Genomic DNA, 14,640 nt, shown 5'->3' on the forward strand with positions numbered 1-14,640 from the left:
AGTGACAGGAGACGCCATGGAGACAACCTATTCCCCGCTGCGGCGGCAACTCATGCTCGGTGCCGCATCGGCACTCGTTACCGGCGGTCTGGTCAGCCCGTGGGGCAGTGCATTCGCGCAATCGGGCCCGCTCAAGATTTCGCATCAGTTCCCGGGCGGCACGCTCACCGAAGGGGATTTTCGTGACCGGCTGTGCCGAAAATTCGCACAGGAAGTCGAGAAGCGGACCAACGGTGCGCTGAAATTTCAGGTCTATCCGGGCAGCTCGCTCATGAAGACCAATGCGCAGTTCTCGGCGCTGCGTCGCGGGGCACTCGATCTTTCGCTCTACCCGCTGCCTTATGCCGGTGGTGAAGTGCGCGAACTCAATATCGGGTTGATGCCGGGGCTCGTCACGTCCTACGCGCAGGGCGCCGCCTGGCGCAATGGCGAAGTCGGCAAGGTGCTCACCGACGTGCTCGCCGAGAAGAACATCGTGATCGTGAGTTGGGTCTGGCAGGCGGGCGGCGTCGCGAGCCGTGCCAGGCCGCTCGTCGGTCCCGAAGACGCCAAGGGGCTCAAGGTGCGCGGCGGCAGCCGCGAGATGGACATGATGCTCAAGGAGGCCGGTGCGGCGGTGATTTCGCTGCCGTCGAACGAACTCTACGCGGGCATGCAGACAGGCGCGATGGATGCGGCGATGACCTCGTCGACGAGCCTGATGTCGTTCCGTCTCGAAGAGGTGTCGAAGCATCTGACCACGGGACGCAATAAATCGTATTGGTTCATGCTCGAACCGCTGCTCATGTCGAAGCAAATCTTCGACAAATTGCCAAAGGATCAGCAGCAGGTGATCTTGCAGGTCGGCGCGGAACTCGAATCGTTCGGCATGGGGGCGGCCAAGGCCGATGACGCACAGATCGCCAGCGTCTACACCAAGGCCGGCGCGAAGGTCTACGACCTCGACGAGGCAACGGTGATGAAGTGGCGCGACATCGCTCGGCGTACGGCGTGGAAGGACTACGCGGGCAGGTCGGACACGTGCGCCAAACTGCTCGCGCTCGCCGAGAAGGTGCCTGCATGAGTGGGGTCATCATGCGTGCAGAACCGGCGGTGGCACGCGCTCGCGTGCTGCGACGGCTCGACGCCCTGCTGCAGGGCGTGAGCCGTCTGCTCAAGGGGGTGTGCATGTTGGCGCTGGTCGGTGCGGCGCTCGTGCTGAGTTACAGCGTGTTCGCGCGGCACGTGCTCAAGCTTGCCACCGATTGGCAGGACGAAGCTGCCGTGTTCCTGCTGGTAGGCGCGACCTTCGTTTGCGCCGCGCATGTGCAGCATTTGCGCGGGCATATCGGCATCGAAGCCGTCACGACGTTGCTCTCGCCGCGCGTGAACCGTGTGCGGCGGTGGCTCGTGGACATCGTCTCGTTCGCGTTCTGCGCCTTCTTTGCGTGGAAATCGTGGACGTTGTTCTGGGAAGCCTACGTCGACGGCCAGACGAGCAGTTCGACGTGGGGGCCGCCGTTGTCGATTCCCTACGGTCTGATGGCGTTCGGCATGACGTTGCTGACGGTGCAATTATTGCTGCAAGCGGCGATTGGGGCTTGCGAGATGGGACGACCGGCGGGCCATGACGCGCCGCTCACGTCGGATCGCACGGGAGGCCACGCATGAGCGAGCTCGGTATCGGATTGCTCTATGGCGGGGCGACGCTCGTCGCCATGTTCTCGGGCATGCCCATTGCGTTTGCCCTCGGCGCCGTGGCGGTGGCGTTCATGTTCGGATTCATGCCGGCGTCGTCGCTGGACACGGTCACGCAGAACGTCTACGAGGAGATGGCGAGCATTACGCTGCTGTCGATTCCGCTGTTCATTCTGAAGGGCGCGGCCATTGGCAAGTCGCGTGCGGGGCAGGACCTCTATCTGGCGTTGCACGCATGGATGCGCCGGATTCCGGGGGGGCTGGGCATTGCCAACGTCTTCGCATGCGCGCTGTTCGCCGCGATGGCCGGTTCCAGCCCGGCAACGTGCTCCGCCATCGGTAGTGCAGGAATTCCGGAGATGCGCCAACGCGGCTATTCACCGGGATTCGCTGCCGGGCTGATCGCGGCCGGCGGCACGCTGGGCATTTTGCTTCCGCCGTCGATCACGATGATTCTCTACGCGGTGGCTGCAGAGCAATCGTTGGGGCGTCTGTTCCTTGCGGGGATCATGCCTGCGCTGCTGCTCGTGGGGCTGTTCTCGTGCTATGCGGCGTGGCGCTATCGGCTGGAGTATGGGCGTGCACAACGGGCGCTCGTCCGTGACGGCACGCCATCGCCGTTTCCGAACGAGCCGCCGGCCACCCTGCGCGAGAAACTGGCGTTGCTGCCGCGGGTGCTGCCGTTCGTGACGCTGCTCATCGGCGTGATGGCGGCGCTCTATGGCGGGTACGCCACGCCGTCGGAGACGGCCGGACTCGGCGGACTGTTGGCGCTCGCCCTCATCGCCGTGATTTACCGGATGTGGAACCCGCGCCAGCTCGCGCCGATTCTTAGCGGCACGCTGCGCGAGTCGACCATGCTCATGTTCATCATCGGCATGTCGCTGCTCTATTCGTACGTGATGAGCTATCTGCACATCAGCCAGTCGGCGGCGCAGTGGATCGTGGGGCTGCATCTGTCGCGCTGGGTGCTGCTCACGGCCATCCTGCTCATGGTTGTCGTGCTCGGCTTCTTCCTGCCGCCGGTGAGCATCATTCTGATGACGGCACCGATCATCCTGCCGCCGTTGCGCGCCGCCGGCTTCGATCTGGTGTGGTTCGGCGTGGTCATGACGATTGTGATGGAGCTGGGGTTGATTCATCCGCCCGTGGGACTCAATATCTTCGTCATCAAGAACACGGCGCCGGATATCGCATTGCGTGACATCGTCTGGGGGGTGATGCCATTCGTGGCGCTGATGGTGCTGGCGGTCGTGCTCATCTGTGCGCTGCCGGGCCTGTCGCTGTGGCTGCCGAATCAACTGATGGGATGAGAACGCCTGGGTCGAGCGCGGGCACCGATCGCAGGACGATGTGTCGTAGTTGTCGTGTACATGTTTTTGCTCGCCGGAGCGCAATGAGAGGAAGCCATGAAGGATGCGCCGATGATGTCTGCCTTACCCATTCCTGCATCGTTGAGCCCGACGGCGTCAGCGATGGCCGCGTCGTCGTCGTCAGCGTCAGCGTCGCCGGGTCGCACCGCGCCCGAGAGCGTGGCCGACGTCAGCGCGCCGGTGCCGTCGCCGAAGCCATCGCTTGGGGTGCGTCTGGGCCAGTGGTTCGGACGCGGTGCGGGCAAATCGGGCGGGCCGGGCGGCGGGCCAAAGGATGGCAAGGACGGCAAAGATGTGAAGGGGCATGCGAAGATCGCGGCGGCAACATTGTCGCCTCGCGCAGCGAGCGCGCTGCGCCGGCAGTTGACGCAATGCCTGTCGGCGCGCCTGACCGACTCTGCCGCCAACGAGGCCGCGCGTGAGTTCATGACGCGTTACGCGGCGGCGTCGCCGGAAATGCAACTGGCGCTACTCACGGTGGTGGCCGATGTCTGTGCGAGCGACGGCAATCCGGGCGCCGATGCAGGCAAGGACAGCGATGGCGCCAGTGCCAAACGCGCGGCCGGCGGGCTGGCCGGTGCGTTGGGCAGTGAGCGTGTGCGGTTTCTCAAACGCTTCAACGCGCTTCCCGACGGGCTGCCATTCCTCGTGCGCTGGCGCTCGGACATGCTCCATCACCGTGCCGCACTGCCGGGTCTCGCGGCGCTCGAAGAGGATCTCGGCAGCCTCTTTTCCACCTGGTTCGACGTCGGCTTGCTGGAGTTGCATCCGATCACCTGGGATTCGCCCGCGTCGCTGCTCGAAAAGCTCATGCGCTACGAAGCGGTGCACGAAATTTCGTCGTGGGCGGATTTACGCAACCGGCTCGATTCCGACCGTCGTTGCTACGCGTTCTTCCATCCGCGCATGCCTCGGGAGCCGCTGATTTTCGTCGAAGTGGCCTTCGTACCCGACATGGCGGCCGACGTGCATTCGCTGCTCGACGAAAAGGCCCCGCTCGAAGACCTGCGCCGCGTGCGCTGGGCGATCTTCTACTCGATCTCGAACACGCAGCCGGGATTGCGAGGCGTGAGCTTCGGCAACTTCCTGCTCAAGCGCGTGATCGACGAATTGCAGGTCGATTTCCCGAAGCTGCGCAATTTTGCGACGCTCTCTCCCATTCCCGGGTTCAACGATTGGCTCAAGTCGCTGTCGGCGCAGGCGCTTGCGCAAACGCTCGGCCAGAAGCGAGTGACGTTGCTGGTGCAGGAGGCGTCGCTGGCGCCGGACGCGTCGGGCGCGCAGATGGTGGCGTGGCTGCAAAGTTCGCCCGAACGCAAGGGGGGGCAGGCGTTGCAGCGCAGTCTTGGCGAGGCGCTGGCCGCGCATTACCTTGCACGCGAAACCGTGCGCTCACAGCCACGCGATCCGGTCGCACGATTTCATCTGGGCAACGGCGCCCGCGTGGAGCGCATCAACTGGCATGCCGATCTCTCGAAGAAGGGCGCGAAGCAGTCGTGCGGCATGATGGTCAACTATCTCTACGAGCCCGACGAACTCGATGCCAATCTGCAACGCTTGATCGACGGCGAGCCGGCGCTGGGTCGCGCAGTGGCACGGTTGCTCTGATCGCGATGACCGCGTTGATCGCGATGCGTGCGTTGAACGCAAACGCGCATTGGCGCCCATCAACCTCATGGAGGCATGTGTGAGTGAAGTTTTGCGCGACGACAGCACGATTGACGAAGGATGGGTCACGCTGACGCTTTCGAGTCCCGGCAAGCTCAACGCCATTTCGGTCGCGATGTGGCATGCGTTACGCGCGCACTTGCAGGCGCTCGATGGCGATGCGCGCGTGCGCGCGATCGTCATTCGTGGCGCACAAGGCCATTTCGCTGCCGGGGCCGACATCGAGGAGTTTCCGCTCGAGCGTGGCAGCTACGATGCACTGCGTCGCTATCATGGCGAGGTCATCGGGCCCACGCTCGACGCCCTGGCGCGTTGCAGGCATCCGAGCATCGCGCTGATCGAGGGCGTATGCGTGGGGGGCGGCCTGGAGATCGCGGCGCATTGCGACTTGCGCATCGCAGGGGAGAGCGCGCGATTTGGCGTACCGATCAACAAGCTTGGCTTCCCGATGGCGCCAGGTGAACTGCGCGGTGTGCTCGCCCTGGCGGGACGCGCGGCAACGCTCGAAATCCTGCTTGAAGGACGTGTCTTCGGTGCGGCGGAAGCGCGTGAAAAGGGGCTGCTCACGCGCGTGGTCGCTGACGACGCGTTGGAAGCGGCGGGTGACGCGTGCGCAAGACGTCTTGCCGCAGGCGCGCCGCTCGCCGCGCAATTGAACAAATGGCTGATCGACCGGCTGGCGCCGACGGCGCCGCCGTTATCGGAGGCCGAATGGCAGAAAGCCTTCTCATACTGGGACTCGCACGATCACCGCGAAGGGGTGGCCGCCTTCATCGAGAAGCGGCCCCCCGATTTCCAGGGGCGCTGAGTTCCGACGCGCACCTGCATTGACGGATTTCTCTTTTTTACCCGACGCATCCACTGTTTCGAATCCAGTTCTGCTTATGACGCAAGACACTAACCTCTATCGATGCTTTGCCGAGCGCTTTCCTGCCGACAAATCGGCGTGTGCCATCGAGACGCCCGAAGGGCTTTACTACAGTTGGGACGACATCGAGCACGCGAGCGCGCGCATGGCCAACCTGCTCGCCAGCCTCGACCTGACGCCCGGCGCACGCGTTGCCGTTCAGGTCGAGAAGTCGCCCGAGGCGCTACTGCTTTATCTCGCAACATTGCGCGCGGGGTTCGTTTATCTGCCGCTCAACACGGCGTATCGCGAAGCCGAGATCGCATACTTCGTCGAAAACGCGCAGCCCGATGTGGTTGTGTGCAGCCCGGAGAACTTCGGCTGGGTCTCGAAGATTGCGTTCACGAGCGGTGCGAAGCACGTCTACACGTTGGGCGATGATCGGACGGGCTCGCTGCTTGAACGCGCGGCGTGGTTCGGCGATACCTTCGAGACCGTGCCGCGGTCCCCGGACGATCTTGCCGCCATTCTTTACACTTCGGGCACGACCGGGCGTAGCAAGGGGGCCATGCTCTCGCACGGCAACCTTGCGAGCAACACGCGTGTGCTGCACAAGTTCTGGGGCTGGGGAGAGCGCAAGGGGGGCGACGTGCTGCTTCACGCGCTGCCGATCTTCCACGTGCACGGCCTGTTCGTGGCGAGCCATGCGGCGCTGTATTCGGGCAGCAAGATGATCTGGCTGGCCCGGTTCGACGCGCGCGAAGTGCTGCATCAACTCCCGCGTGCCACTGTGTTCATGGGGGTGCCGACGTATTACGTCCGGCTTCTGGCGGAGCCGGGGCTCGATCGCGAGGTGTGTCGCAACATGCGTTTGTTCATCTCGGGCTCGGCGCCGCTGCTGAGCGAGACGTTCGACGCCTTTCGCGAGCGTACCGGACACACGATTCTGGAACGCTACGGCATGTCGGAGACGGTGATGCTCATCTCGAACCCGTATCACGGCGACGCTGCGCGCGTGCGCCGGGCGGGCACCGTCGGCGTGCCGCTGCCGGAAGTGACGGTCCGCGTGGTGGGCGACGACGTGCAGCCATGCGGGCCAGGCGAAATCGGCCACCTTCAGGTCAAGGGCCCCAATGTCTTCGCCGGCTACTGGCGCATGCCCGAGAAAACGGCCGAAGAGTTCACCGATGACGGCTTCTTCAAGACAGGCGACGTCGGCAAGTTCGACGCGCACGGTTATGTGCATATCGTCGGGCGTTCGAAGGACCTGATCATCTCCGGCGGATACAACGTCTATCCGAAGGAGATCGAAGGTTTCATCGACGAGATGGACGGCGTGGCCGAGTCGGCTGTGATCGGGGTGCCACATCCGGACTTCGGTGAGGCGGTCGTGGCGGTCGTCGTGCCGCGCCATGGCGCACAGGCGCCCGACGAGCGAGCGGTCATCGACGCGCTCAAGCAACGTATCGCCAATTTCAAGGTGCCCAAGCGGGTGCATATCGTCGCCGAGTTGCCGCGCAACGCCATGGGAAAAGTGCAGAAGAACGTGCTGCGCGATCGCTTCAAGTAAGCGCCTGACGAAGGGGGCGCCCCCCCCACGGGACGATGCACCGCATTGCGCTCGTGGAGGCAGCCGGCGCGTTGCCATCGAACATGAAAAATGCCGCCCTCGATCGGGCGGCATTGTCGTGACTGCGATCGCAGCGGCGGGACGACGTAGCGACGCTCCGACGTTCCGACGTGTCCGCCGGCGCGCCTTACTTCATCTGGACCGTGCCCGAGACCGTCACGGTGACTTGCGTCTTGCCGCCCTCGAACTGCATCGGCGGAGCGGCGTCGGCGCTCGGGCTCATGGCCATCGCCTTCATCGCGTAGGGACGTGGCATCATCGGCGCATTCGCGCCGACCTGCACCTGACGGATCGCGTAACCACTGTAGCCGAAGGCACGCGCGTTGCTCTGTGCCTGATCGCGGAACGCCTGGATGGCCTGGTTGGTCAACTCGGCCTGGGTCTTCTCCTGCGCCTCACGCGAGAGCGAGAACGACACTCCGTCCATCTGCATCTGGTTCGAGATCTGGCTCGCAAGCCGCGAAGCGGCGCCGAAATCCTTCGATGTCAATTGCAACTCGGTGCGACCCCGCCATGCGGTGATCTTGCCGTCGCGGTTGGTCGTCGGGTAAAGCGAGACGCTGCCGGTCTGGACCTGCACGGCATTCTGTCCCTTGACAATGGACATCGCACTGTTGGCCTTCTGCGTGAGGTTGCGCGACACGGTCGCGGCGTCCGGGCCTTGCTCCTGCGCCGACATCGTGATGTGAACGGTGTCCTGTTCGACTTCCTTCGTGGCGTGTGCTTCAAGGCCGAGCACGCCCGCGACGTCGCGCCTCGAGGTGTCACCCGTCTGGGCGTAGGCTGCATTGGCAGCGGTTGCGATCAGAAGCGCAGCAGCGAGAGATTTACGCATCGTTTTGTCCTTTTTCGAATGTAGGTTCGCACAGACAGGCGAACGTTTGACCGGTCGCCTGTACCGCATCTGCCATATGACGCCGGCATGAACGGCCGCCTCGGTGGGCGCGCACTATGGGTGCATCGACAACGTTATACAGACGCTATCGCATCACTTTTGTTCCCCTGCCGTCTTCACGTTTAAAGTAAGCGCTCGCTGATGAATTTCCAGTGTTTGGGCGAAACCGGGGTGATCGAGAGACGGTTGCCTCTCGCGAGTACCAGCATGCCATCCAGTTCGGGGGTCTGGCGCATTTCCGTGAGCGGCACGAGCCGCGTCTTGCGATCGAGCTTGACGTCGACAAGCAGCCAACGCGGCGATTCTGGCGTCGCCTTGGGATCGAAATAGGGACTCGTCGGGTCAAACTGGGTGGGATCGGGATACGGCGTCGAGGCGACGCTCGCGAGTCCGGCAATACCGGGCACTGCGCAGCTCGAATGATAGAAGAGTACGCCGTCACCCACGCGCATGTCGTCGCGCATGAAGTTTCGCGCCTGATAGTTTCGTACGCCTGTCCATGGAAGGGTTTGGCGCTTTGCGCTGGCGAGATCGTCGATGCTCGCCTCCTCGGGTTCGGACTTCATCAACCAGTAACGTTGCGTCATTCGTGATCGGATTTGAGTTGGCGCAACAGCGGCAAACGTCGCTCAAACAAGCCCGAAAACGACGCGTTTGTAATCGATTGTTTGACGCGCTGCGGTAGTTGACCAATTCCTATACTATGCTTTTATGATCTTCGTGTGACGTTTCGTGTGCCCGGTGGCGACATTACGCCATGGGTGCTTCAGGGTGCAAGTGCACAACGCGTGCGTCAGTCTGCCCGTTCGCACAGGTCACGCGTACGTGCTTGAGCGATACATGTTCAACCCCCTATATCGATAGGAGAGTGTGTCATGGCAGCAGAGCCGTCTGTCCGATCCAACGCGTTCATCTTCTACACCCTCGCCACGGTGTCGTTCATCGAGACCAGCGTTCCCGAATTCGTCTCCACGCTCAACCAGATGTATGGCGACGATGATGAGGTGCGAACGTGGCTTCGCGATACCTGGCTGCCCGAGGAGGTCGAACACGGGCGTCTCGCCAAGGACTATATCGCTCGCGTATGGCCTGAGTTCGACTGGGCGAATGCTTATGACGCATTTTTGGCGCGCTACAAGCCGCGCTGCGATGTGCAGTACATGCGACCGTCGCTGGCGCTCGAGGCACTCTCACGGTGCGTTACCGAGACGCAGACGGCGATGATCTATCGCTGCCTGGCGTCGTATATGCCCGGCGAGGAGCTCCAGCAGATGATGCACAAGTTGAGCAGCGAGGAAGTCGGCCACTATCGCTATTTCCGCAAGACGTTCGACCGGTACAACGCGGTTGAGCGGCATGGCGTCATCAGTCGGTTGCGGACCATGGTGGCACGCAGCGAGTTGGTGCGCGACGAGGATATTGCCTTCGCTTTCGAGCCGCTCAATCACTTCTGGCGTTCGCCGCCGCCGTTCGAGACGATCACCTGGGACGCGTTTCTCGAAATGTCCGGCGATGTGATGAAACAGTACATGCCTGTCGAGGCGGCCACGCGCATGATGTTCAAGCCGCTGGAGACCGGTTCGTGGTGGCGCGACCGCCCGGTCAAGGCGCTGCTGTCGTTCATGGTGAAGCGACAGTATCCGCAGTTGGGCAGCGAGGCCTGACGCACGCCATCCATCCGGTCAAGGCGCGGGCTGCCCTTCAGGGGGAAGCGGACGGTATTCATGGATCGTCAGCGAGGCTTGACGGCAACCACTGCTCCGCTTTCGCCGGTGTGACGGGCGCGGGACGAAAAAAAACCCCGCCGAGGCGGGGTTTTTTCGTAGTCGGTGAACTGTATTACTTGTTCGTGCCGACGACTTCGACTTCCACGCGACGATCCGGTGCCAGGCACTTGATCAGCTGAGCACGGTTCTTCTGGTTGCAACCCGTCGTAACCGGGTTACGCTTGCCCTTGCCTTCGGTGTACACGCGGTTGGCTTCGACGCCCTTGCTGACCAGGTAAGCCTTCACAGCTTGAGCGCGGCGCAGCGACAGACGGTCGTTGTACTTGTCCGAACCGATGCGGTCGGTGTAGCCCGTGGCAACGACGACTTCCAGGTTCAGTGCCTGAACCTTGCTAGCCAGGTCGTCCAGCTTGGTCTTGCCTTCCGGCTTCAGGATGGCCTTGTCGAAATCGAACAGGGCGTCAGCTTGGTAGGTCACCTTCTGCGAGACCGGAGCGACCGGAACCGGAGCCGGTGCCGGAGCCGGTGCCTGGGCGATGATCGAGCCATCGCACTTGGCATTGGCCGTGGCCGGGGTCCAGTAGGCATCGCGCCAGCACAGTTCGTCCGAGCCGTTCTTCCAAACCCACTCGCCGCTGCCGTTAACCCAGTTGTCGTTGACAGCTTGTTTCGAGGCCGCGATCGGGCCCGGAGCGGTCTGGACGTAATTTTGAGCCATAGCCGAAGCAGCCATCACTGCGGTAGCTGCAACGATCGCGAGCTTAGCGAATTTATTCATATTTCTCCTCTCGAAATGAGATTACCGCAGGGTTACTGCGAGCCTAGACGACGGTACCAAAGTCTTACATCGCTCGAAGTATAGCATCGGCATTTGCGCCAAAGCATGACCCATGCACTTCGAATAATGTCTAACTTATGCCACGGCATTTTGCCATAGCGCTTCCGCCGCCCGCGAGCAAAACCCCAAGTTTGCCGCCCGTCGTGGCGCAGTTGTGGTTTGAGCGCAACACCTTTTGAGGCCCCTCGCCAACCGTTTCATTTCTCATCGTCGTCTGTCGTTTTGGCATGCCAGACATGTCTTGTGCATTGCATCACGCTCGTTTCGGATGCCAATGACGGGCATGTTAGAATCCAAAGATCATATCGCCGGCAGCCGCCTATCGCGATTAGGGTTTGATAGACACGAATAATGGATCAGTTCGCCAAAGAAACTCTCCCGATTTCGCTCGAAGAAGAAATGCGGCGGTCGTACCTCGATTACGCCATGAGCGTGATCGTCGGCCGCGCTTTGCCGGACGTGCGCGACGGCCTGAAACCTGTTCACCGCCGCGCGTTGTTTGCCATGCACGAGCTGAACAACGACTGGAACCGGGCGTACAAGAAATCGGCACGTATTGTCGGTGACGTCATCGGTAAGTACCACCCGCACGGCGACGCCTCTGTATACGACACGATCGTTCGGATGGCTCAGCCGTTCTCGCTGCGCTACATGTTGGTCGACGGCCAGGGGAACTTCGGTTCGGTCGACGGCGACAACGCCGCCGCAATGCGATACACCGAGGTGCGCATGGCCAAGATCGGCCATGAACTGCTCGCCGACATCGACAAGGAAACCGTCGACTTCGGTCCGAACTACGACGGCAGCGAGAAAGAGCCGCTGATCTTGCCGGCCCGTATCCCGAACCTGTTGCTCAACGGTTCGTCGGGCATTGCGGTCGGCATGGCCACGAACATTCCGCCCCACAACCTCAACGAAGTGGTCGAAGGCTGTCTGCATGTCCTCAAGAATCCGGACGCCACCATCGACGAGCTCATCGAGATCATTCCGGCACCGGATTTCCCGACGGCCGGTATCATCTATGGCATCTCGGGCGTGCGCGAAGGCTATCGCACCGGCCGCGGCCGCGTGGTGATGCGAGCGACGACTCACTTCGAGGATATCGACCGCGGCCAGCGCGTGGCGATCATCGTCGACGAACTGCCGTACCAGGTCAACAAGCGCTCACTGCTCGAGCGTATTGCGGAACTGGTCAACGAGAAGCGACTTGAAGGTATTTCCGATATTCGCGACGAGTCCGACAAGAGCGGCATGCGCGTGGTGATCGAACTCAAGCGCGGCGAAGTGCCCGAGGTCGTGCTCAACAATCTGTACAAGCACACGCAGTTGCAGGACACGTTCGGCATGAACATGGTGGCGCTGGTCGACGGCCAGCCCAAATTGCTGAACCTGCGTGAAATGCTGGTGCACTTCCTCGCGCACCGTCGCGAAGTGATTACTCGCCGCACGGTCTACGAACTGCGCCGCGCCCGTGAGCGAGGCCATGTCCTCGAGGGTCTGGCGGTAGCGCTCGCTAACATCGACGACTTCATCGCGATCATCAAGGCGGCGCCGACGCCGCCGATCGCGAAGGCCGCGTTGATGGAAACGGCGTGGGATTCGTCGGTCGTGCGCGACATGTTGTCGCGTGCCGAGAGCGAAACGCAGGGCGGCCACGCGGCCTTCCGTCCGGAAGGGCTCGACGCTGCGGTGGGCATGCAGGCCGATGGGCTTTACCGTCTGTCGGAGACGCAGGCCCAGGAAATTCTGCAGATGCGTCTGCAGCGCCTGACCGGTCTGGAACAGGACAAGATCGTCTCCGAGTACAAGGAAGTGATGGCGCAGATCGCCGATCTGCTCGACATCCTGGCGCGTCCGGCACGGGTCACGGCCATCATCAGCGACGAGTTGACGGCGGTGCGTGCCGAGTTCGGCGACGCTCGCCGTTCGACCATCGAACACAATGCCACCGAGCTCGACACGGAAGATCTCATCACACCGCAGGACATGGTGGTGACGTTATCGCACTCCGGTTACATCAAGTCGATGCCGTTGTCCGAGTATCGTGCGCAGAAGCGCGGCGGACGCGGCAAGCAGGCGGCGGCCACGAAGGACGACGACTGGATCGATACGCTGTTCATTGCGAATACGCACGATACGATCCTCTGTTTTTCGAATCGCGGCCGTGTGTACTGGATCAAGGTCTATGAAGTGCCGCAGGGTTCGCGGAACTCTCGCGGGCGTCCGATCGTCAATATGTTCCCGTTGCAGGCGGGCGAGAAGATCAACGTGGTGCTGCCGGTCAAGGAGTACACGGAAGATCGCTTCGTCTTCATGGCAACGAGCTTGGGTACGGTCAAGAAGACACCGCTGGCGGCCTTCAGCCGTCCGCTCAAGAAGGGCATCATCGCGGTGAATCTCGACGACGGCGATGTGCTGATCGGCGCTGCCATCACCGACGGCGCACACGATGTCATGCTGTTCTCCGACGCCGGCAAGGCGGTGCGTTTCGACGAGAACGACGTGCGTCCGATGGGGCGCGAAGCGCGCGGGGTGCGCGGCATGCAACTCGAAGAGGGGCAGACGGTCATCGCGCTGCTGGTCGCCGAAAACGAGCAGCAGTCGGTGCTGACGGCGACCGAAAACGGCTACGGCAAACGCACGTCGATTACCGAATATACCCGCCACGGCCGTGGCACTAAGGGTATGATTGCGATCCAGACGAGCGAGCGCAACGGCCGGGTGGTCGCGGCGACGCTGGTTGAGCCGGATGACGAGATCATGCTGATCACGACCGGCGGGGTGCTGATTCGTACGCGCGTGTCGGAGATTCGCGAAATGGGCCGGGCCACGCAGGGGGTAACGCTGATCAGTCTGGACGAAGGCACCACGCTTTCGGGTTTGCAACGCATCGTCGAGTCCGATGCCGAAATGGTCGAGAATGGCGACGCTCTGGACGGTGACGAGACTCCCGAAGCGGATGTCACGGAGTAATACTGGCGTAACTCGATGTAAGCTGGGGGTGCATTGCCCCGAAAAGCCAGTAAAATCTGGCCCGATGCAGTGAAGTGCCCAGGCGAGGATGCATCTATTTATCGTCGGCGAGCGCCGACGAACTTTGGAGTGACTATTACTATGCAACGCAACGTCAAAAAGTGGATGTGGCTGCTGCTCGCAGCACCGGCAATGGCAATGGCTCAGCAGAGCGCTCCCCTTGATGCCGACAAGAAGGCTGCGATCAAGGAACTGCTCGACGCGATCGACGCGAACAAGCTCGTTGCCGCCATCGGCAGCGGTGCACAGGAGCAAGCCAAACAACTGGCTCCGCGCGTGCTTGAGCAGGAGTTGATGGATAACAAGACGTTGAGCGACGCGCAAAAGCAAGCCATCGTGCCGACGCTGCAACAGAGTTCGATCCCGAAGCTCCAGGAGCGCGCGGGCACCGTTTTCATGAGTGATGCGTTCAAGAACGATGCCGTGCAGGCGCAATACGTCGCCTATGGCAAGTACTACACGACTGAAGAAATCAAGGGCCTGACGGCGTTCTACAAGAGCCCGGTCGGCCAGAAGTACATCAAGGTGCAGGATCAGGTCGGCCAGGAAGTGGTCGGCGGCCTGATGCAGAAGTACATGCCGCAATCGATCGAGGCCAGCAAGAAGCAGGCTGACGCAGAGATCGCCGCGGCTGCCAAGTCGGCTCCGAAGGCGCCGGCCAAGAAGTAAATTTCGGCCGATCCCGACAGGATTTGACCGATAATGGCCGTTTGCGAGCGATCGCAAACGGCCATTTTGCATTGATCGGGGCAATCGGCAGGTTCTGCCCGGAATTTTCCGGAATGCAACCGTCCTGCGCCGGAATTGCGGCTGACGCGCGCACATCTTGGGGCGACTGACGGTATAGTGGGTCTTCGCCGCCGCGCAAACGAATCTTCGTCAGACGTGAAACGCAAGCCGCACGGGGCAGTGTCCGTCGGCTTGCGTTTCACTTTTACTGCTTCAAAACGAT

12 protein-coding genes are annotated in these 14,640 nt (G+C 62.1%); 9 read left to right on the plus strand and 3 right to left on the minus strand.

The window, feature by feature from the left end:
• The first annotated feature begins 16 nt into the window (after nt 1-16).
• From dctP to ACE3UG_RS12515, 6 genes are all read left to right on the plus strand, one after another.
• The gene (gene dctP, locus ACE3UG_RS12490) at nt 17-1,063 is read left to right on the plus strand and encodes a TRAP transporter substrate-binding protein DctP (RefSeq protein WP_374624321.1); all 1,047 of its coding nucleotides are present in this window, start codon (nt 17-19) and stop codon (nt 1,061-1,063) included.
• Entirely contained in the window at nt 1,060-1,650 is a 591-nt protein-coding gene (locus tag ACE3UG_RS12495; protein WP_374624323.1) for a TRAP transporter small permease, read from the plus strand. Before dctP ends, ACE3UG_RS12495 begins: the two co-directional genes overlap by 4 nt.
• Nucleotides 1,647-2,990 carry a TRAP transporter large permease gene (locus ACE3UG_RS12500; protein ID WP_374624325.1) on the plus strand — a complete coding sequence of 448 codons (1,344 nt, stop codon included), beginning with the start codon at nt 1,647-1,649 and terminating at the stop codon, nt 2,988-2,990. Before ACE3UG_RS12495 ends, ACE3UG_RS12500 begins: the two co-directional genes overlap by 4 nt.
• Before the next feature lie 111 nt (nt 2,991-3,101).
• A complete protein-coding gene (locus tag ACE3UG_RS12505; protein ID WP_374624327.1) occupies nt 3,102-4,658 on the plus strand; it encodes a malonyl-CoA decarboxylase domain-containing protein in 1,557 nt (518 codons plus the stop codon).
• 67 nt (nt 4,659-4,725) lie between these two features.
• A complete protein-coding gene (locus ACE3UG_RS12510) occupies nt 4,726-5,526 on the plus strand; it encodes an enoyl-CoA hydratase/isomerase family protein (protein WP_374624405.1) in 801 nt (266 codons plus the stop codon).
• A gap of 76 nt (nt 5,527-5,602) precedes the next feature.
• The gene (locus ACE3UG_RS12515; RefSeq protein WP_374624329.1) at nt 5,603-7,135 is read left to right on the plus strand and encodes a malonyl-CoA synthase; all 1,533 of its coding nucleotides are present in this window, start codon (nt 5,603-5,605) and stop codon (nt 7,133-7,135) included.
• Between the two features lie 187 nt (nt 7,136-7,322).
• Here the strand turns inward: ACE3UG_RS12515 and ACE3UG_RS12520 are convergent, their stop codons facing one another.
• Together ACE3UG_RS12520 and ACE3UG_RS12525 are read right to left on the minus strand one after the other, a co-directional pair.
• Nucleotides 7,323-8,030: an SIMPL domain-containing protein gene (locus ACE3UG_RS12520; RefSeq protein WP_374624331.1), complete on the minus strand. Its 708-nt coding sequence runs from the start codon at nt 8,028-8,030 to the stop codon at nt 7,323-7,325.
• Between the two features lie 182 nt (nt 8,031-8,212).
• Nucleotides 8,213-8,677: an EVE domain-containing protein gene (locus tag ACE3UG_RS12525; RefSeq protein WP_374624333.1), complete on the minus strand. Its 465-nt coding sequence runs from the start codon at nt 8,675-8,677 to the stop codon at nt 8,213-8,215.
• A gap of 288 nt (nt 8,678-8,965) precedes the next feature.
• On the opposite strand from ACE3UG_RS12525, the gene ACE3UG_RS12530 reads away from it, so the two are divergent.
• Nucleotides 8,966-9,754: a hypothetical protein gene (locus ACE3UG_RS12530; RefSeq protein ID WP_374624335.1), complete on the plus strand. Its 789-nt coding sequence runs from the start codon at nt 8,966-8,968 to the stop codon at nt 9,752-9,754.
• A gap of 175 nt (nt 9,755-9,929) precedes the next feature.
• Here ACE3UG_RS12530 and ompA read toward each other — a convergent pair whose 3' ends face one another.
• Nucleotides 9,930-10,595 (minus strand): outer membrane protein OmpA, encoded by a 666-nt coding sequence (ompA, locus tag ACE3UG_RS12535; RefSeq protein WP_374624337.1) that lies wholly within the window; start codon nt 10,593-10,595, stop codon nt 9,930-9,932.
• Nucleotides 10,596-11,006: 411 nt separating this feature from the next.
• On the opposite strand from ompA, the gene gyrA reads away from it, so the two are divergent.
• Nucleotides 11,007-13,628, plus strand: coding sequence for a DNA gyrase subunit A (gyrA, locus tag ACE3UG_RS12540; protein WP_374624339.1), 2,622 nt, complete (start codon nt 11,007-11,009; stop codon nt 13,626-13,628).
• A gap of 141 nt (nt 13,629-13,769) precedes the next feature.
• Nucleotides 13,770-14,357 carry a DUF2059 domain-containing protein gene (locus ACE3UG_RS12545; protein ID WP_374624341.1) on the plus strand — a complete coding sequence of 196 codons (588 nt, stop codon included), beginning with the start codon at nt 13,770-13,772 and terminating at the stop codon, nt 14,355-14,357.
• Nucleotides 14,358-14,640 lie beyond the last annotated feature (283 nt).

The sequence above is a fragment of the Pandoraea sp. genome (genome assembly GCF_041919235.1).
Lineage (GTDB): Bacteria > Pseudomonadota > Gammaproteobacteria > Burkholderiales > Burkholderiaceae > Pandoraea.